Genomic DNA, 18197 nt, shown 5'->3' with positions numbered 1-18197 from the left:
AAGGCGTATCGGCGACTCTGGCGCGACGCGCGTCTAGCGCGACTCGACGAAGGTGGCGTGATCCCGGGCCACGCAGTCGGCGTAGCTGAAGGCCAGCGTCGAGATCATGTCCACGAAATGCTCCTGGCCGCCCTCGACCCGGCCGGTCACCGCCCGGGCGAAGGTGCCGGGATCGTCGGGGTTCAGCGCCTGGCCGCCGCGCAGGTGCTCACGGGCCAGGATCCGGCCCCACTGCTTGGCCAGCTTGCGATAGGGCTTGTCGCCGTCGATCTTGTGGGTCGGGAAGTCCTCCTTGAACGGCGAGCGCTCGCGCACCGAGAACACCGTGTCGCCCAGATGCAGCCAGCCCAGGTAGATGTCCGGGTGCTCGGCGATGGCGGTGAAGGCGGCGGCATGGCGGGCGCCCTCGTGGGCGAAGGCGCGGCGCCAGTCGCGCTTCTCGGCGGCGTTCATCAGCCGCCAGCCCTCTGGTGCGGTCTGCTGCTTCACGTCGAGGATGACGTCGTCGTGGACATGGTCGCGCCCGCCCTCGATCAGCACGTAGTAGCGGTCGAGCCCCAGCGAACCGGTGCCGGCATCGAGGCGCCGCGCCATGTCCTTGACCCGGAAGTGATCCTCCTCGGCTTCGGCGCGGGCGCCGCGCAGCGTCCCGCGATACTCCTCCTCCAAGGCCTTGCGCAGCTGGCTGCCCAGGTGGGCCGGCAGGCGGGCCAGCTTCTCCGGGCGCTCGTCGACGGCGAGACGACGGCCGTCGTCGCCGAGCACCGTCCACTTGTCGAGCATCTTGGCCCGGCTCTCCTTGCGCGCCACCTTCTCCAGGAAGGGCTCCAGCGGCCCCTTGGCGGTCTCCAGGGTCACCGCCCCCGGCACCTCGCCCTCGGCGTGATCGTCGAGCTCGTCCAGGTAGGCCTCGATGAGCGTCTCGAGCGACTTGTCGATGCCCTTGCGCGAGAGCCCGGCGTTCTCACGGGCGTCCAGCACCAGGCTGATCGCCAGCCGCCACAGGTCGTACTGGTAGTCGCCGACCATGGCATCGTCGAAGTCGTCCATGCCGTAGCGCACGGCATCGTCATGATGGCCGTAGGCGCCGAAGTTGTAGACGTGAGCGTCGCCCTGCAGCCAGGTCTGGGTCTCCGGCAGGCCGCCGTAGAGGGCAAAGCGCCAGTCGTGCCAGACGTCGCTCCAGTACAGGTGGTTGGTGCCGCGGAAGAAGCGATACGGCGACTCGGCCAGCTTGGCGTACTTGGCCTCGCGGTCGTCGTCGTCAAGCGAAGCGTTGGCGGCGGCGATGGCGTCGAGCACCTGGCGGGGGCGATTGTGACGGGTCAGCGGTGGCGTCATGGGAAAACTCCGTGTGATCGAGGGCAACCGAAACGGCATCCTTTACAGTCAAGCAGGCTCCGAACCACCGGGTAAGCCTGACGCATCGGCCCGATGAACACCATCGGGCATGAGGCAACCGCGATCATCGTCCCATCATCCTGGCCCCGCCGGCTACAGCGAGGTTCTGACCGACCAGAGCTCGGGAAAGAACTTCAGGTCCAATGCCTTCTGCAGATACGACACGCCCGAGGTGCCGCCGGTCCCGCTCTTGTGGCCGATGATGCGTTCGACGGTCTTCATGTGGCTGAAGCGCCACTTGTGGAAGTTGTACTCGGTATCCACCAGCTTTTCCGCCAGCTCATACAGGTCCCAGTGCCGGTCGGTCTCGGCGTAGATATCGGCCCAGACGGCCTCGACCTCCGCACAGGCTTCATACGGCTCCGACCAGTCGCGATCCAGCACCGATGCCGGCACGCTGAAACCTCTCCGCGCCAGCAGCTGCAGGCTGATGTCGTACAGGCTGGGGGCCTGCAACACGCTCACTAGCCGCTGATAGTGCTCGGGGTGCGAGCGATGGACCTTGACCATGCCCGGGTGCTTGTTGCCCAGCAGGAACTCCAGCTCGCGGTATTGGTACGATTGAAATCCGGAGCTCTGCCCCAGGCTGTCGCGGAAGCTGACGTAGTCGGTCGGCGTCATGGTGACCAGGACTTCCCAGGCCTGGATCATCTGCTCCTGGATGCGCGAGACCCGGGTGAGCATCTTGAAGGCCGGCCGGAGTCGATCCGCCGCGATATGCCGAGCCGCCGCATGCGCCTCATGGAGGCACTGCTTCAGCCATAGCTCGGATACCTGATGGATGATCACGAAGAGCATTTCATCGTGCTCGTCAGAGACAGGATTCTGGCAGGACAGCAGGGTCTCGAGCCCCAGGTACTGTCCGTAGCTCATGTCCTGATCCCAGTGAACGCTCTTTTCGCTCGTCAGGTTCACGGCATTCCGGCCGGTCTTGTTGTCATTTGAGTGCTTCATGGCGGCCCCCTTGCCTACCTTCATGTTGATTCGTTGGCTGATGCATCCTTGCCCGAACGATCTGGCGTGCTGCCGAGCCGCTCGAGAATATCGAAGTGGTCACAGTCCTTGAGCTCGGTCAGCCGACAGCGCCCTCCTGCCGCCTGCACCCGTTCATCGAGCCGTTCGCTCTGGCGATGGAACGCCGGCGGGTCGAATTCCCCGAGCACCAGCTGAAGCGGTGGCAGTCCCGCCAATGACTGGCACAAGGGGCTAAGCTCCTCGGCACGCTCAGGATCCAGCCCCAGCGGGGCATTGATGTAGGTCTCCACCAGGGGGCGCAGGTCATAGATACCGCTGATCAACCACAGCGAGCCGATGCCCACCAGCCCCGTGTCGCCCAGGCAGCTCGCCAAGGCCAGGTGCGCCCCGGCGCTGTGCCCCCCCAGGTGAAGGGGCGCTTCGGCGTTCAGCTCCCCCAGCTCTCGCTGAAGGACCGCGACCGCCCGCCGGCAGGCTTCGACGATGGCCTCGATGGGCGCCTGCGGCGCCAGCGGATAATCCACGGACGCGAAGGCCCAGCCGGCCTCGAGCCAGTCGGCGGCCATGAAATCCGTCGCCGAGGCGTCCAGCTCCTGCCAGTAGCCGCCATGGAGGAACACCATCAACCCGCGCGGCTTGCCCGTCGTCGGCAGGAAGAGATTGATACCCTGCTGAGCGCCCGGCCCATAGCTCAGGCGTCGCGGCGGATGACGTTCCCTGAGCCGCTCGCCACGCCGGGCCTGGCGAGCCAGGCTGGCCTCGAAGCTTCGCGCCCAGAGGCTCGGCGAATAGGCACGATCCCGTGCCGCCTGCGCGTCGCTATCGGCCATCAGGTCACCGCCCCGCGCACGTGGAAGCGCGGTTCACGATACTCGCCGCTCTCGACCACCTCGCGGAAGTGCATCGCCGCCCGCCAGACGTCCTCGAAGCTCAGGTAGAGCGGCGTGAAGCCGAAGCGCATCAGGCCCGGCTCACGGTAGTCGCCGATCACCCCGCGACTGATCAGCGCCTGGACGATGGCGTAGCCGTTGTCGGCATCCACCAGCGACGCCTGGCTGCCGCGCTCGGCCGCCGGCGGGGTGATGTCCTCGATGCCATGCGCCTCGAACAGATCGGCCAGGCAGTCGCGGAACAGCGCGCTCAGCGCCAGGCTCTTCTCACGCAGCGCCGCCATGTCGACATCGCCCCACATCGAAAGCGAGGCCTCCAGGGCGCTGTAGGCCAGCGCGGAGTGGGTGCCGGTACGAAAGCGGGTGATGTCACCGGCCGGGGCATAGTCGGCGTAGAAGGCGAAGGGCGCGGCATGGCCGTGCCAGCCCGAGAGCGGCTGCCAGCCGCCGTCCTGGTGGTCCCGATGCACATAGAGGAAGCCCGGCGCGCCGGGGCCGCCGTTGAGGTACTTGTAGGTGCAGCCCACGGCGTAACGGGCACCGCTGCCGGCGAGGTCCACCGGCAACGCGCCGGCCGAGTGGGCCAGGTCCCAGATCACCTCGGCCCCGGCCTCATGTACCCGGCGCGTGGTCGCGGCCATGTCGCGCAGCCGGCCAGTGCGGTAGTTGACCTGGCTGAGCACCACCACGGCCACGCCGTCCAGGTGGTCGGCGAGCTCGGCGCCCTCGGGCAGTACACGGTGCTCGACGCCGCCGAGCCGGCAGAAGCCCTGGGCGATGTAGCCGTCGGTGGGGAAGTTGCCGCCCTCGCTGAGCACCGCGCCACCGTCTCCATCGCCGCGCCGCTCGAGGATATAGCCCAGCAGCTTGAACAGGTTGAGGGTGATGTTGTCGGTGACCACCACTTCGCCATCGCGGGCACCGATCACCGGCGCCAGCCGGTTGCCGAGGCGCTCCGGGGCATCGAACCAGCCCTGGTTCCAGCCGCCGATCAGCTCGTCGCGCCACTGATCCAGGGTCGCGGCGACGGCTTCCCGGGCGGCCGTCGGCTGGGCACCGAGAGAGTTGCCGTCGAGGTAGAGGGTGCCCTCGGGGAGGGCGAAGCGGCGCTTGAAGCCCGCCAGGGGATCGTGGCGGTCCAGCTCGCGAACGCGGTCCAGGCTGACGCTCATGTCGGGTCTCCGCAGGTCAGGGGAAAGGCCTGCGATCATTCTAGGCGAGGACGGACGACGCCCGTTTGCATTCTCATGGGCTCCTGGGCATCTTTAATACAAGAATCTTGCATAAAAAGGCCACATAACGATAAATGACGACACTCGATCGCTTCGACCTGGCCCTGCTCCATGCCCTCCAGCGCGACGCCCGCCTGACCCTTGGCGCCCTCTCGGAGGCCGTCAGCCTCTCGCCCAGTCAGTGCTCGCGGCGCCTGGCGCGGCTGGAACGCGACGGCATCATCCAGGGCTATGCACTACGGCTCGACCCCCGGGCGCTGGGCCTGGCGGTAACGGCCTTCATCTCCATCTCCATGGACAAGTCGCGCATGGACCGCCCGCTGGATGCCGTGGCGGCGCTGCTGGCCCGCGACGAGGTCATCGAATGCCACACCATCACCGGCGACCATGATTTCGTCCTCAAGGTGGTGGTGGAAAGCCTGGGGGCACTGTCGGCCTTCCTCGCCGAGGCCATAAGCCCGCTCGAGGGCATCCAGAACGTCGCCACTCAGGTGGCCATGGACACCCTCAAGAGTAACGGGCCGCTGAAGCTGGGCTGACGGCCTCCACGTCCGTTTCCGGCGAGTCTCGCCGCGCTGGCGCGTTACACTGCGATCAGGAACCGAGACCGAGGAACGCCGCCATGCTGGATGCCGCTCAGTGCCGCCAGGCGCGCCTGGCCCGGGATGCGCGCTTCGACGGCCGCTTCGTGGTCGGCGTGACCAGCACCGGCATCTACTGCCGACCGATCTGCCCGGCCATCCCGTCGAAAGACACCCGGGTGCGCTACTTCGACACGCCCCTGGCCGCCGCCGAGGCCGGCTTCCGTCCCTGCCTGCGCTGCCGGCCGGACAGCGCCCCCGACTCCCCCGCCTGGCGCGGCACCCGCACCACGCTCGAGCGAGCGCTGCGGCTGATCGACGACGGCGCCCTGGGCGACGGCTCGCTGAGCGACCTGTGCCAGCGGCTCGGCATCGGCGAGCGTCACCTGAGGCGGCTGTTCCACGACGGACTCGGCGTCTCGCCCAAGGCCTACGCCCAGTATCGCCAGTGCCTGTTCGCCAAGCAGCTGCTGCACCAGACCACGCTGCCGATCACCGACATCGCCTACGCCAGCGGCTTTCGCAGCCTGCGACGCTTCAACGATGCCTTCGTGACCCGCATCGGCCTGGCGCCACGGGAACTGCGCCGAAGCGCCGCCGATAGCGCCCACGGCGGCCAGAACGGCGAGCCGCTGACGCTGTGGCTGGCCTATCGCCCGCCCTACGCCTGGCCGGCGCTGCGCGACTTCCACGCCGGCCGTGCCATTGCCGGCCTGGAGTGGGTCGGCGAGGCATATTACGGCCGGCATATCCGCTGGGACGGCGCGCGCGGCTCGTTCACCGCCGAACACGTCCCGCAGCGCCACGCCTTCCGGGTCCGCCTCGTGCTCGACGACCTGCGCGCACTGTCGCCGGTGGTGCGGCGCATCCGCCGGGTGCTGGATCTGGACGCCGACACCACCACCATCGAGACTCATCTGGCCGGCGCCTTCCCCGGCCTTGCACTGGTCGAGGGGCTGCGGCTGCCCGGCATCTGGTCGCCCTTCGAGGCCGGCGTCCGCGCCATCCTCGGCCAGCAGGTCTCCACCGACGCCGCCCGCGGCCTGGTCACGCGGCTGGTGGAAGCGCGCGGCGAGCCGACCGAGCACGGCCATCACTTCCCCGTGCCCGAGGCCATCGCCGACAGCGAACTCGACGAACTGCGCATGCCCGGCGCCCGCAAGGCGACGCTCAGGCGCTTCGCGAGCTGGTACGCTGAAGGCGAAGCCGACGACGACCCGCAGGCCTGGACGACGCTGAAAGGCATCGGGCCCTGGACGGCGAACTACGCGGCGCTGCGCGGCACCGGCGCCCCCGATATCTGGCTGGACGGCGATGCCGGCGTGCGCCGCGCCCTGCCCCGCCTGGCGGGCGCCGACCCGGCCCGGGGAGCGCCCTGGCGCAGCTACCTGACCCTGCAGCTCTGGTCTTCCACCCCCTGAGGTTCATGCCCCTGAGCAACAAGGAGACAAGCCGATGAGCGACAACGCCCTGGACTACTTCCACCCGCCGGAGACCGAGGCCCTCGGCCTGATTCGCCTGAGCGCCTCCGACGCCGGACTGACCGGGATCGCCTTCGTCATGGAAGAGGATGCACCGGCCCGGCCCAACGCCCACACCGAGCAGGCCCGCGCCCAGCTGGCCGAATACTTCGACGGCCTCCGCCAGGCCTTCGACCTGCCGCTGGCACCGGAGGGCACCGACTTCCAGCGCCGCGTATGGCAGGCGCTGGCCACCATTCCCTTCGGCGAGACCCGCTGCTATGCCGAGATCGCCGAGCAGCTCGGCTGCAAGGGCGGTCAGCGCGCGGTGGGCGCAGCCAACGGCAGGAACCCGCTGGCCATCGTGGTGCCCTGCCACCGGGTGATCGGCAGCGACGGACGGCTCACCGGCTACGCCGGCGGCATCGGCCGCAAGCAGTGGCTGCTGGCGCACGAGGCCGGCGAGATTCCATTCTCTCTAAATTGATTGCCTCTGAATCGCGTGTCTCTGAACTGAGCCGATGCAAAGCGACCGGATCGCTTCGCCGCCACGATGCCCCGCCTCGGAGGGGTGTCGCGGCGGACTTCCCGCGATTTTCTTCTGCCTCGCCCTATCGCCCGCCATGACCGCCTTTCGGCGCCTTTGCTGCTTTGCAGCTCACACCTTTGTCTAGACCGGCCGGTTTGACAGTAGTATTTCACTTCGCCTATTGAAATATATATCAGCACCGCTGATAGACACTTCAAACAATAAAGCTTCGTACAACAGCCGCTCTCTCGCTGCTGCTCCAAAGAGAAGTTGTGCCAAGAAACGTTGCTCTCAACAAACGGCCCATAACAACAACGCCAATCTGGAGACGCCATGAAACGCTCAATGCTCCCCATCGTCGCGGGCACCGCCCTCGCCGCCTCTCTCGCCGGCACCGCCGCCTCGGCCGACACCGTGCTGCGCGCCTCCCACCAGTTCCCCGGAGGCCAGGGTGACGTGCGCGACGAGATGGTCCAGCTGATGGCCGACAAGGTCGCCGAGGCCGACGTGGGCCTGGAGATAGAGGTCTATCCCGGCCAGTCGCTGTTCAAGGCCCGCGAGCAGTGGGCCGCGCTGTCCCGCGGCCGGCTGGACATCACCGCCCTGCCGCTCGACTACGCCAGCGGCCGCCACCCGGAATTCTCCGCCACCCTGATGCCCGGCGTGGTGCGCAACCACGAGCACGCCCGCCGCCTCAACGACTCCGAGTTTATGGGCATGATCAAGGACGTCATCCAGGAAGGCGGCGCCCGGGTGCTGGCCGATGCCTGGCTGGCCGGCGGCTTCGCCTCCAGCCAGCAGTGCATCACCTCACCGGACACCGTCGAGGGCCAGACCTTCCGCGCCGCCGGCCCGGTCTTCGAGGAAATGCTGGCCGGCGCCGGCGCCTCGATCTCCTCCATGCCGTCGTCCGAGATCTACACCGCCCTGCAGACCGGGGTGCTGGACGCCGCCAACACCTCCTCGATGTCCTTCGTCTCCTACCGCATCTACGAGCAGGTGAGCTGCATGACCGCGCCGGGCGAGCACGCCCTGTGGTTCATGTACGAGCCGATCCTGATCTCCGAGCGCAGCTGGCAGGGCCTCAGCGAGGAGCAGCAGCAGGCGCTGATCGCCGCCGGCCAGGCCGCCGAGGACTTCTTCGCCGAGGAGGCCGCCGGCCTCGACCAGGCGATGGTCGACGTCTACGAGGAGAACGGCGTCGAGGTGGTGACCATGAGCCAGGAGGACTACGACGCCTGGCTGGAGATCGCCAAGCAGACCTCCTACCAGAACTTCGCCGAGAACGTCCCCAACGGACAGGCCCTGATCGACGCCGCCCTGGCCGTCGAGTAACCGGGTTTTGCCCCCACGACACCGGCCTTCGGGCCGGTGTCTCTGACTCCGGGAGGACGACATGGCCATGGCCAATACCTCACCCCTCGCCCGACGCCTGCCGCTGGTCGGCGGCTACATCCGCCTGATGGACGGCGTCTCCCGCGGCGCCGCCTACGTCGCCTGTGCGCTGTTCCTGGCCGGCGTCGCGGCCATCTGCCACATGGTCTTCGTGCGCTACGCGCTGGGCATGAGCACCAGCTGGCAGACCGAATTCACCATCTTCTCGGTCACCGGCGCCATGCTGATGGGCAGCGCCTACGTGCTGATGACCGGCGGCCACGTCGCCATCACCCTGCTGCCCGACCTGGTCGGCGGCCTGGGCCGCAAGCTCATGCTGCTGCTCGGCTCGCTGGTCGGCCTGGCCTTCTGCGCCGCCCTTGCCTACGGCAGCTGGGTCTACGTCGCCGAGGCCTGGCACGGCCAGTGGACCACCGGCACGGTGTGGAACCCGCCGCTGTGGCCGGCTCTGCTGCCGGTGGCCCTGGGCGCCACCCTGCTGACGCTGCAGTACGTCGCCGAACTGCTGCGCGGCGAGGAGGACTGACATGGATCCGATCACACTGGGCATCATCGTCGCCGTCGGCCTCATCGTACTGATGGCCATCGGCACCCCCATCGCCTTCGCCCTGGGCGGCGTCTCGCTGATGGCGCTGCTCTACGACCGCGGTATGCCGGAGCTCACCTACTTCGGCGAGACCTTCTTCGAGCGCATCGCCGAATTCGGCTTCGTCGCCATCCCGATGTTCATCCTGATGGGCGCCGCCGTGGCCTCCTCGCCCACCGGCCGCGACCTCTACCGCTCGCTGGACCTGTGGATGGGCCGCCTGCCGGCCGGGCTGGCCGTCTCCAACATCGGCGCCTGCTCGATCTTCGCCGCCCTCTCCGGCTCGTCGCCGGCCACCTGCGCGGCGATCGGCAAGATGGGCATCCCCGAGATGCGCACCCGCGGCTATCCGGACGGCGTGGCCGCCGGCTGCATCGCCGCCGGCGGCACCCTGGGCATCCTGATTCCGCCCTCGGTGACCATGATCATCTACGGCATCGCCAGCGAGACCTCCATCGGCCGCCTGTTCATCGCCGGCGTGGTGCCGGGCTTCATGCTCGCCGGGCTGTTCATGGTGTGGACGATCATCGCCTGCAAGCTGGCCGGGGGCTATCAGAACCCCGCGGCCGAGGCCGCCAGCCGGCTCAAGGAGACGGTCAAGGCCAACGTCGACTCCAACCTCAAGGCGGTGGTGCGGGTGCTGCCCTTCCTCGCCGTGGTGGCGGGCATCCTGTTCGCGCTCTACGGCGGCGTGGCCACGCCCTCCGAAGCGGCCGGCGTCGGCGCCTTCCTGTGCCTGGCGCTGGCGATCCTGATCTACCGCATGTGGCAGGCCGGGCCGATCAAGCTGATCATGCGCGACTCGCTGCGCGAGAGCGTGATGATCATGCTGGTCATCGCCTGCGCCGAGGTGTTCGCCTACGCCCTGTCGTCGCTGTTCATCACCCAGACCGTGGCCGGCGCCATCGCCGACCTCGAGGTCAACCGCTGGGTGCTGATGGGCGTCATCAACGTCTTCCTGCTGGTGGCCGGCTTCTTCCTGCCGCCGGTGGCGGTGATCGTGATGACCGCGCCGATCCTGCTGCCGATCATCCTGGCCGCCGACTTCGATCCCTACTGGTTCGCGGTGGTGCTGACCATCAACCTGGAGATCGGCCTGATCACCCCGCCGGTGGGCCTCAACCTGTTCATCATCAAGGGCATCGCGCCGGACATCTCGCTGCGCAGCATCCTGACCGGCAGCCTGCCCTACGCGCTGTGCATGGTGCTGGCGATCGTGCTGCTGTGCCTGTTCCCGGACATCGCCCTGTGGCTCCCCGACCTGATCATGGGCTGAAGGAGACGCCGCCATGAACATGACCTTCCTTCAGGAACTGCTCAACAACATCACCCAGCGCGATGCCCTGCGCTGGAAGCGCTCGGAGGGCGACGCCGCTCCGACCCACGACGCGCTGGTCGAGGCCTGCCGCGGCCTGCTCGAGAGCGACGGCGAGGCCTCGAGCATCGCCCTGGCCAGCCGCGCCCTGGCCATGTACGCCCGGCTCGACGCCGACCAGCGCAAGCACTTCTTCATGCGCCTGGCCGAGGAGTTCGCCGCCGACCCCGAGCGCATCGACACCACCTACGCCGCCTATCGCGAGACCCGCGACAACGCCTCGCTGGAGGCGCTGTTCGAGGCCTGCGAGCCGAAGCGCCAGGAGTTGTTCCGGCGCCTCAACCTGGCCCCCGAGGGCACCTACCAGCTGGTGCGCATGCGCGAGCAGCTGCTGGCCCTGCGCCGCGAGCATCCCGAGCTCGCGGCCATCGACGCCGACTTCGCCCACCTGTTCGGCTCCTGGTTCAACCGCGGCTTCCTGATGCTCAAGCGCATCGACTGGAACACCCCGGCCTCGATCCTGGAGAAGATCATCCGCTACGAGGCGGTGCACGAGATCCAGGACTGGAACGACCTGCGCCGCCGGCTCGATGCCCGCGACCGCCGCTGCTTCGCTTTCTTCCACCCGGCCACCGGCGACGAGCCGTTGATCTTCGTCGAGGTGGCGCTGTGCAAGGGGCTGCCGGACCGCATCCAGCCGATCCTGGCCGGCGACACCAGCGCGCCGGGCCACGTGGAGGAACCCGAGGATGCCGACAGCGCCGCCTTCTTCGGCATCAGCAACTGCCAGGTGGGGCTGCGCGGCATCTCGTTCGGCAACTTCCTGATCAAGCAGGTGGTGCAGGAGCTCAAGCAGGAACTGCCGCAGCTCAAGCACTTCGTCACGCTCTCGCCGGTGCCGGGCTTTGCCCAGTGGCTGGCCGAGCGCCAGGACGACACCACCCTGCCGGAAGCCACCCGCGAGGCGCTGGCCGAGCTCCAGGCGCCCGGCTGGCATCAGGACGCCGAGCGCGCCGAGGCGCTCAAGGCCATCGTGCGCCCGCTGGCCGCCCGCTACCTGGCCGAGGAGAAGAACCCCAGGGGCCTGCCGCTCAACCCGGTGGCCCGCTTCCACCTGGGCAACGGCGCCGAGCTGCATCGCATCAACTGGCTCGGTGATACCTCGGCCAAGGGCCTCGAGCAGGCCGCCGGGCTGATGGTCAACTACCTCTACGTGCTCAACGACATCGAGCGCAATCACGAGAACTACACCGCCAACGCCACCGTGGCCCGTTCCGGCGAGGTCAAGGACCTCGTGCGCAAGGCCCGCAAGGCGCAGGGCAAGGGAGACACCGCCAGATGACCGATAACAACAACCTGTTCAAGACCTTCGCCGCCCGCATGCAGGCCCGTGGCGACGCCGACTTCATCACCACCCGCGACGGCCGCCGCTACTCCCACGCCGACGCCCTGGCCGAGAGTGCCAAGCTGGCCGGCGCCCTGGTCGAGCTCGGCGTCTCGCCCGGCGACCGGGTCGCGGTGCAGGTCGACAAGAGTCCCGAGGCGATCCTGCTCTACCTGGCCACGCTGCGCGCCGGGGCGGTCTACCTGCCGCTCAACACCGGCTACACCGGTGACGAGATCCGCTACTTCCTGAGCGACGCCGAACCGGCGCTGTTCGTGTGCCGCCCGGCGGTGCTCGAGGAAGCCCGCGCGCTGGCCGCCGAGACCGGCTGCCCGGCGGTCGAGACCCTCGGCACCGCCGCCGACGGCTCGCTGATGGAGCGCGCCGCGGCCGTCCCCCCCTTCGACGACGCCGTGCCCCGCGCCGACGACGACCTGGCGGCGATCCTCTACACCTCCGGCACCACCGGCCGCTCCAAGGGCGCCATGCTCACCCACCGCAACCTCGGCTCCAACGCCGCGGCGCTGGTCGAGGCCTGGCGCTTCACCCCCGAGGACCGGCTGATCCACGCCCTGCCGATCTTCCACACCCACGGCCTGTTCGTGGCCTGCAACGTCACCCTGATGGCCGGCTCCAGCCTGCTGTTCCTGCCCAGGTTCGACGCCGACGTGATCTTCGAGGAGCTGCCCCGCGGCACGGTGATGATGGGCGTGCCGACCTTCTACACCCGGCTGGTGGCCGACGATCGCCTCACCCCCGAGGTCACCGCCAACATGCGCCTGTTCGTCTCCGGCTCGGCGCCGCTGACCGCCGAGACCCACGAGCTGTTCGCCGAGAAGACCGGCCACGCCATCCTCGAGCGCTACGGCATGACCGAGACCAACATGAACCTCTCCAACCCCTACGACGGCGACCGCCGCGCCGGCACCGTGGGCATGCCGCTGCCCGGGGTGGAGATCCGCATCGTCGACCGCGACAGCGGCAAGGAGGTCGCCGACGGCGAGATCGGCCTGCTCCAGGTGCGCGGCCCCAACGTCTTCGTCGGCTACTGGCGCAAGCCCGAAAAAACGAAGGAGGAACTGCTCGAGGACGGTTTCTTCATCACCGGCGACCTGGTCACCCGCGACGCGCGCGGCTACGTGCAGATCGTCGGCCGCGACAAGGACCTGGTGATCTCCGGCGGCTACAACGTCTATCCCAAGGAGGTCGAGCAGGTCATCGACGAGATGGACGAGGTGCTGGAATCCGCCGTGATCGGCCTGCCCCACCCGGACTTCGGCGAGGGCGTCACCGCAACGGTGGTCTGCCAGCCCGGCGCCCGGCTCGACGAGGCCCAGGTGATCGCCCACCTGCAGGGCCGGCTGGCCAAGTACAAGCAGCCCAAGCGGGTGTTCTTCATCGACGCCCTGCCGCGCAACACCATGGGCAAGGTGCAGAAGAACGAACTGCGCCAGCGCTTCGACGCCACCTATCGCTAGGCTGTCGAGGCTGGCGACACACCGCCACCACGAACACGACGGCACCGCCATGGCGGTGCCGTCGTCATATGGAGCGGATGAGGCCCCCTCGCGATCGCGGGTCCGTGCTACCCTGCCGACGACTCGGCCGCCACGCTCAGGAAGCCCGACCATGACCCAGTTCTGGCACGACCCGGCGCTGCCCTTCGTCGAGAGCCGGCGGGCCAGCGACAGCCGCGCCTGCTACCGGCCCCACAGCCATCCCACCCTGTCGATCGGCGTGGTCGACCGCGGCCAGAGCCGCTTCCATTGCCAGCGCCGCCGCGAGCGCCTGACGCCGGGCTGCCTGGTCAGCGTGCCGGCGGGCGTCGTTCATGACTGCAATCCGCTGCCGGAAGGGCGCTGGAGCTATCAGATGCTGCATCTGGACCCGGCCTGGGCCAGCGACGTGCTGGACGAGGCCTCGGCCGAACGCGATAGCGATCGCGCCCTGCCGTCGACGGTCTTCATCGCCCGCGAGCCCGCGCCCTATCGGGCCTTCTGTGAGCTCAATGCGCTGCTGTTCTCCCCGGCCCCGGCGGCCGACAAGGAAGCCGGGCTGATCGAATTCCTCGGCCGGCGCCTGTGGTGCCGGGGCGAGCCCCTGGCCGTTCACCGTCCGGACTCGTCCGCCCTGGCCGACCTCCAGCGGCACCTGCTCGAACGCCTCGAACGGCCGCCGTTGCTCGAGGCGCTGGCCCGGGATCACGGCCTGAGCCGCTATCAGGTGATCCGGCTGTTCCGCCGCGAGACCGGCCTGACGCCCCACGCCTGGCTGCTCGACCGGCGCATCCAGCGGGCCCGCCGCCGCCTGCGTCAGGGCGCCGGGCTGGCCGATCTCGCCCAGGAGCTGGGATTCGCCGACCAGGGCCACTTCCAGCGCGCCTTCAAGGCCCGGGTGGCGATCACGCCGGGGCGCTATCGCGGCGCCTGAGCCCGCCGCGCTCTCCTTCGTCAGCGCACTTTTCTTCAATACCGCCGCGCCGGCACGACGCAGACTGGCCTCCCCGCCATCCGGAGAGGCCCAACGTCATGCTGCAACAGTTCCTGCTGGTCGCCGGCGCTCACTTCCTCGCCCTGCTCAGCCCCGGCCCGGACTTCTTCCTGATCCTGCGCTACGCCATGGCCCGGGGCCGCGGCCCGGCGGCGCTGGTCAGCCTCGGCATCGGCCTGGCCAACGCGCTGTTCATCCTGCTGGCCATGGGCGGGCTGATGGCCCTCGATGCCGAAGCCGACGCCTTCATCGCCGTTCAGTGGGCCGGCGCCGCCTTCCTGCTGTTCATGGGCCTGCAGTGCATTCGCCAGGCGGGCGAGACACGGCTCGACGCCGCCACCCTCGGCGAGACCGCGGCGCCCTCCCGCGCCGCGGCCGGCGCCCTGCTCGCCGGGCTGGCCTCGGGGCTGCTGAATCCCAAGAACGCGCTGTTCTACGCCAGCCTGTTCGCGGTGCTGCATGCCCGGGACACCCCCGCCGGCCTGCAGGGCCTCTACGCGGCCTGGATGATCGCCGCGGTGCTCGGCTGGGACCTGCTGGTCGGCCATCTGGCGGGGCACCCGGGGCTGATCCGGCGCTTCGGTCACGGCCTGCGGCACATCGAGCGACTGGCCGGCGCCCTGCTCATCCTGCTGGGGCTCGGCGTCGTCCTGACCCGGCTCGATCCCGGGCTGCTGACGCTGGCGTGACCGGCCCGGCGACTCACCCTTCGGGCGTCTCCAGCGCCGCGCGGTTCGCGACGATCAGCTCGCTCAGGAAGTCGGCCAGCGCGCGCACCCGCGGCGCCCGCGACAGATCGGTCTGGATCACCAGGTAGATGTCCTGCTCGACGCCGATGTCGGCCTCGAGGCAGGTAAGGTCGCGGCCCCGCGCCAGCAGATGCGGCAGCACCGCCAGCCCGAGGCCCGCCTCGGCCGCCACTCGCTGGGCGTCGAGCGAGGTGGTGGTCAGCGCGGGCTCGCGGCCGTCGAGCCGCTGCGCCACCCAGCGCGCGGCCGGCAGATGGGCGTGGCCCTCGTCCCAGTTAATGAAGGCGTCATGCTCGACGCCCGGCCCGGCCGGGCGCCGCGCCAGATAGCCGGGGCCGGCATAGAGCCCGTAGCCCAGGGTGCCGAGACGGCGCAGCGAGACGTTGCCCCGCTCCGGCTTGACCATGCGGATCGCCAGATCGGCGTCCCGGCGCGACAGGCTGGCGGTGGCGATGTCGGTGACCAGGTCGATGGCGATGCCAGGATGGCGCTCGCGGAACGCCGGCAGCGCCGGCAGGATCAGCCGGGTCGCCAGGTTCTCGGCGGTGGCCAGCCGCACCCGGCCGCTCAGCGCCTCGTCCTCCTCGACGCCCGTGGAGAAGGCGTGGGCGGCGGCCTCCAGCGCCTCGGCCCGGGGCACCAGCGCCTGGCCCTCCGCGGTCAGCGAATAGCCCGACGGCTGGCGCACGAACAGCGGAATCCGCATCGCGCCCTCCAGCCGCTCGATGCGCCGCCCCAGGGTGGCGATGCCCACGCCCAGCGCGCCGGCCGCCCCGCTCAGGGTGCCGTGGCGCGCCACGGCCAGGAAGGCCTGGGCGTCGTTCCAGTTGACCCGGCGCGAGGCCGGCTTTTCATTACTGGCAATCCGCTTTGCGGAGTCGTTCATGTTGCGCGTTCCCGGTGTGTGTGACGCTGCCTTCCGACACGTTCCGCATCGCCACAGGAGGCCCCAGCATGCAACGACGCACTCTCGGACAGGACCTGACGGTATCGGCCATCGGCCTCGGCTGCATGGGCATGAGCGAATTCTACGGTCCGCGCCATGATGACGAATCCCGGCGCGTATTGGCCAGGGCGGTCGAGCTCGGCGTGGACTTCTTCGACACCGCCGACATGTACGGCTCTCACCACAACGAGACCCTGCTCGGCGACTTCCTCGCCCGCCAGCGGCCCGAGGTCAAGGTCGCCACCAAGTTCGGCATCGTGCGCCGCCCCGGCGAGTACCGGCGCAGCCTGGACAATAGCGCGGCCTACGCCCGCGAGGCCTGCGAGGGCTCGCTGCGCCGGCTCGGCGTCGAGCGCATCGATCTCTACTACGTGCACCGCATCGACCCGGCGCAGCCGATCGAGGACACCATGGAGGGGCTGTCGCGCCTGGTCGAGGAAGGCAAGATCGCCCGCATCGGCCTGTGCGAGGTCGGCGCCGAGACCCTGCGCCGGGCCCACGCCGTGCACCCGATCAGCGCCGTGCAGACCGAATACTCGCTGTGGACCCGCGACGTCGAAGCCGCGGTGCTGCCGACCTGCCGCGAGCTCGGCATCGGCTTCGTGCCCTACTCGCCGCTGGGCCGCGGCTTCCTCACCGGACGCTACCGGGACGCCTCCGACTTCGAGGAAGGCGATTTCCGCCCCGGCCTGCCCCGCTTCGCGCCGGAGGCGATGGCCGCCAACCGGCGGATCGCCGAGGCCATCGCCGAACTCGCCGCCGAGAACGGCTGCACCCCGGCCCAGCTGTCGCTGGCCTGGCTGCTCGCCCAGGGCGACGACATCGTGCCGATTCCGGGCACCAAGCGGCCGCACTATCTCGAGGAGAATGTCGCGGCGGCCAGCATCACGCTGACGCCGGACGAATGCCGCCGCCTGGAAACCGCCACCGCCCGCCTGCCGGTCAGCGGCGAGCGCTACACCGCCGAGGGCATGAAGGGGGTGAACGCATGAGCGATGCGCCGACGACCCGCCGCGACGAGGCTTTTGCCCTGCTGGCCCGCCTGGAGCCCGAGGCCCCGAGCAGGGTCGCGCGCAACCTGGACGACTTCGATGCCGACGCCGCCGAGATCCTGCTCGGCTTCGCCTTCGCCGACGTCGTCGCCCGCGACGGCCTCGACCTTCGCACCCGCGAGATGCTGACGGTGGCGATGCTCGGCGCCATGGGCACGGCCCAGGGCCAGCTGGAGTTCCATCTGCGCGCGGCGCTCAACACCGGGGTGACCCGCGAGGAAGTGGTCGAGATCGTCCTGCAGGTGGCGGTCTATGCCGGCATTCCCGCGGCCATGAACGCCATGAGCGCGGCCAAGGCGGCCTTCCGGGCCCAGGACGCGGGCTGACGTCCGGGGGACGCCTAGACGTCGCGGCTACAGCGGCAGATGCAGGATGGCGCCGCGCAGGGCCGAGGCGTCGGCCCACAGCTTGCCGAGGGTCAGCGGCAGGGTGAAGCGGCGCCGGCCGGCGCCGCCGGGATTGAACAGCAGCCGGCCGTCGCGCCATTCGTTCCGGGCCTTGTGGGAGTGGCCGTGGAGCACGGCGGCGCAGGGCGTCTCGGGAGCGAGGTCGGCGATGTCGTGCACCAGATGCAGGCGCCAGCCGTTGACCACGAGGTCGCGATGCCAGGGCAGCCGCTCGGCCCAGCCCGCGGTGTCGACGTTGCCGCGCACGGCGAGCACCGGCGCCAGCTCGCCCAGCCGCTCGAGGATCGCCGCATCGCGGTCGCGGCTGCCCACGTCGCCGAGATGCAGGATCAGCCCGCAGCCCTCGAGCATCGTCAGCGCCTCGTCGCGCAGCGTGCCGTGGGTGTCGGCGATCACGCCGACCGGGGCGTCGAGCTCGAAGCGCTCGTGATCCATGGAGATCCTCCCTTCAGGTCGTTTCCAGCGCGGCGTACCAGTCCGCATAGGGCGTGTTCTCGACCTTGTACTGGGTGTAGTCCGGCGCGCCATCCCGCCACCACACCGGCCCGCGTTCGCCCAGCGCCCGCTTGGCCTCGTCGACCTCATCGCGAGCCTCGCGCTCGGCCTGCGGGTCGTCGGCACGCTTCGCCTGGGCCACGCCGCGACGGGCCCGCATCAGGCGCTGCACCCACTCCTGACGCTGCGCCTCGGGCAGCTCGGGATTCGTGCACCGCCACAGGCGGCCGCGGACCACGATATAGCGGCCGTCCGGCGTGGTCAGCGGCGTCGATGAGCTCATGGTGTAAGGTGCCTCCCGGCCAGATCT

At 69.5% G+C, this 18197-nt stretch carries 19 protein-coding genes; 12 read left to right on the top strand and 7 right to left on the bottom strand.

The window, feature by feature from the left end; all coding sequences use genetic code 11:
* Nucleotides 1-33: 33 nt before the first annotated feature.
* The 4 genes from CVH10_RS07940 to kynU all read right to left on the bottom strand — a co-directional run bounded on the left by CVH10_RS07940 (nucleotide 34) and on the right by kynU (nucleotide 4438).
* Nucleotides 34-1341 carry a DUF2252 domain-containing protein gene (locus CVH10_RS07940; RefSeq protein WP_106488307.1) on the bottom strand — a complete coding sequence of 436 codons (1308 nt, stop codon included), beginning with the start codon at nucleotides 1339-1341 and terminating at the stop codon, nucleotides 34-36.
* Nucleotides 1342-1494: 153 nt separating this feature from the next.
* Entirely contained in the window at nucleotides 1495-2355 is an 861-nt protein-coding gene (kynA, locus tag CVH10_RS07935) for a tryptophan 2,3-dioxygenase (protein WP_106488327.1), read from the bottom strand.
* A gap of 20 nt (nucleotides 2356-2375) precedes the next feature.
* Complete coding sequence (locus CVH10_RS07930; protein ID WP_106488306.1) at nucleotides 2376-3206, bottom strand: alpha/beta hydrolase; 831 nt, start codon at nucleotides 3204-3206, stop codon at nucleotides 2376-2378.
* Nucleotides 3206-4438 carry a kynureninase gene (kynU, locus tag CVH10_RS07925; protein ID WP_106488305.1) on the bottom strand — a complete coding sequence of 411 codons (1233 nt, stop codon included), beginning with the start codon at nucleotides 4436-4438 and terminating at the stop codon, nucleotides 3206-3208. The genes CVH10_RS07930 and kynU overlap by 1 nt, the downstream gene beginning before the upstream one ends.
* 134 nt (nucleotides 4439-4572) lie before the next feature.
* On the opposite strand from kynU, the gene CVH10_RS07920 reads away from it, so the two are divergent.
* The 10 genes from CVH10_RS07920 (at nucleotide 4573) to CVH10_RS07875 (ending at nucleotide 14927) form a co-directional block, all read left to right on the top strand.
* Nucleotides 4573-5037: an Lrp/AsnC family transcriptional regulator gene (locus CVH10_RS07920; RefSeq protein ID WP_106488304.1), complete on the top strand. Its 465-nt coding sequence runs from the start codon at nucleotides 4573-4575 to the stop codon at nucleotides 5035-5037.
* Between the two features lie 83 nt (nucleotides 5038-5120).
* A complete protein-coding gene (locus tag CVH10_RS07915) occupies nucleotides 5121-6500 on the top strand; it encodes a DNA-3-methyladenine glycosylase 2 family protein (protein WP_106488303.1) in 1380 nt (459 codons plus the stop codon).
* 34 nt (nucleotides 6501-6534) lie between these two features.
* Nucleotides 6535-7026: a methylated-DNA--[protein]-cysteine S-methyltransferase gene (locus CVH10_RS07910; RefSeq protein WP_106488302.1), complete on the top strand. Its 492-nt coding sequence runs from the start codon at nucleotides 6535-6537 to the stop codon at nucleotides 7024-7026.
* 375 nt (nucleotides 7027-7401) lie between these two features.
* On the top strand, nucleotides 7402-8403 hold the full coding sequence (gene dctP / locus CVH10_RS07905) for a TRAP transporter substrate-binding protein DctP (RefSeq protein WP_106488301.1): 1002 nt from the start codon (nucleotides 7402-7404) through the stop codon (nucleotides 8401-8403).
* A gap of 61 nt (nucleotides 8404-8464) precedes the next feature.
* The gene (locus CVH10_RS07900) at nucleotides 8465-8989 is read left to right on the top strand and encodes a TRAP transporter small permease subunit (RefSeq protein ID WP_106488300.1); all 525 of its coding nucleotides are present in this window, start codon (nucleotides 8465-8467) and stop codon (nucleotides 8987-8989) included.
* Between the two features lies 1 nt (nucleotide 8990).
* Nucleotides 8991-10325 (top strand): TRAP transporter large permease, encoded by a 1335-nt coding sequence (locus tag CVH10_RS07895; protein WP_035593754.1) that lies wholly within the window; start codon nucleotides 8991-8993, stop codon nucleotides 10323-10325.
* A gap of 13 nt (nucleotides 10326-10338) precedes the next feature.
* The gene (locus CVH10_RS07890; RefSeq protein WP_106488299.1) at nucleotides 10339-11706 is read left to right on the top strand and encodes a malonyl-CoA decarboxylase; all 1368 of its coding nucleotides are present in this window, start codon (nucleotides 10339-10341) and stop codon (nucleotides 11704-11706) included.
* A complete protein-coding gene (locus CVH10_RS07885) occupies nucleotides 11703-13226 on the top strand; it encodes a malonyl-CoA synthase (protein ID WP_035593756.1) in 1524 nt (507 codons plus the stop codon). Before CVH10_RS07890 ends, CVH10_RS07885 begins: the two co-directional genes overlap by 4 nt.
* A 151-nt stretch (nucleotides 13227-13377) precedes the next feature.
* Nucleotides 13378-14178 (top strand): AraC family transcriptional regulator, encoded by an 801-nt coding sequence (locus tag CVH10_RS07880; protein WP_106488298.1) that lies wholly within the window; start codon nucleotides 13378-13380, stop codon nucleotides 14176-14178.
* A gap of 98 nt (nucleotides 14179-14276) precedes the next feature.
* The gene (locus CVH10_RS07875; RefSeq protein WP_106488297.1) at nucleotides 14277-14927 is read left to right on the top strand and encodes a LysE family translocator; all 651 of its coding nucleotides are present in this window, start codon (nucleotides 14277-14279) and stop codon (nucleotides 14925-14927) included.
* 13 nt (nucleotides 14928-14940) lie between these two features.
* Here the strand turns inward: CVH10_RS07875 and CVH10_RS07870 are convergent, their stop codons facing one another.
* Nucleotides 14941-15873 carry a LysR family transcriptional regulator gene (locus tag CVH10_RS07870; protein ID WP_106488296.1) on the bottom strand — a complete coding sequence of 311 codons (933 nt, stop codon included), beginning with the start codon at nucleotides 15871-15873 and terminating at the stop codon, nucleotides 14941-14943.
* A 68-nt stretch (nucleotides 15874-15941) separates the two neighbouring features.
* Between CVH10_RS07870 and CVH10_RS07865 the strand changes: the two genes are divergently transcribed.
* Together CVH10_RS07865 and CVH10_RS07860 are read left to right on the top strand one after the other, a co-directional pair.
* Entirely contained in the window at nucleotides 15942-16925 is a 984-nt protein-coding gene (locus CVH10_RS07865; RefSeq protein WP_106488295.1) for an aldo/keto reductase, read from the top strand.
* Nucleotides 16922-17311, top strand: a complete 390-nt coding sequence (locus CVH10_RS07860) for a carboxymuconolactone decarboxylase family protein (RefSeq protein ID WP_106488294.1) — start codon at nucleotides 16922-16924, stop codon at nucleotides 17309-17311. The genes CVH10_RS07865 and CVH10_RS07860 overlap by 4 nt, the downstream gene beginning before the upstream one ends.
* A gap of 27 nt (nucleotides 17312-17338) precedes the next feature.
* Here the strand turns inward: CVH10_RS07860 and CVH10_RS07855 are convergent, their stop codons facing one another.
* Both CVH10_RS07855 and CVH10_RS07850 read right to left on the bottom strand, forming a co-directional pair.
* On the bottom strand, nucleotides 17339-17827 hold the full coding sequence (locus CVH10_RS07855; protein ID WP_106488293.1) for a metallophosphoesterase: 489 nt from the start codon (nucleotides 17825-17827) through the stop codon (nucleotides 17339-17341).
* A gap of 13 nt (nucleotides 17828-17840) precedes the next feature.
* The gene (locus CVH10_RS07850) at nucleotides 17841-18170 is read right to left on the bottom strand and encodes a hypothetical protein (protein ID WP_106488292.1); all 330 of its coding nucleotides are present in this window, start codon (nucleotides 18168-18170) and stop codon (nucleotides 17841-17843) included.
* Nucleotides 18171-18197: the final 27 nt, after the last annotated feature.

It is taken from the genome of Halomonas sp. ND22Bw (assembly GCF_003011945.1).
Taxonomy (GTDB): Bacteria; Pseudomonadota; Gammaproteobacteria; order Pseudomonadales; family Halomonadaceae; genus Halomonas; species Halomonas halophila.
The sequence above is the reverse complement of the archived record's forward strand: the minus strand, read 5'-3'. Positions and strand labels throughout refer to the sequence as shown.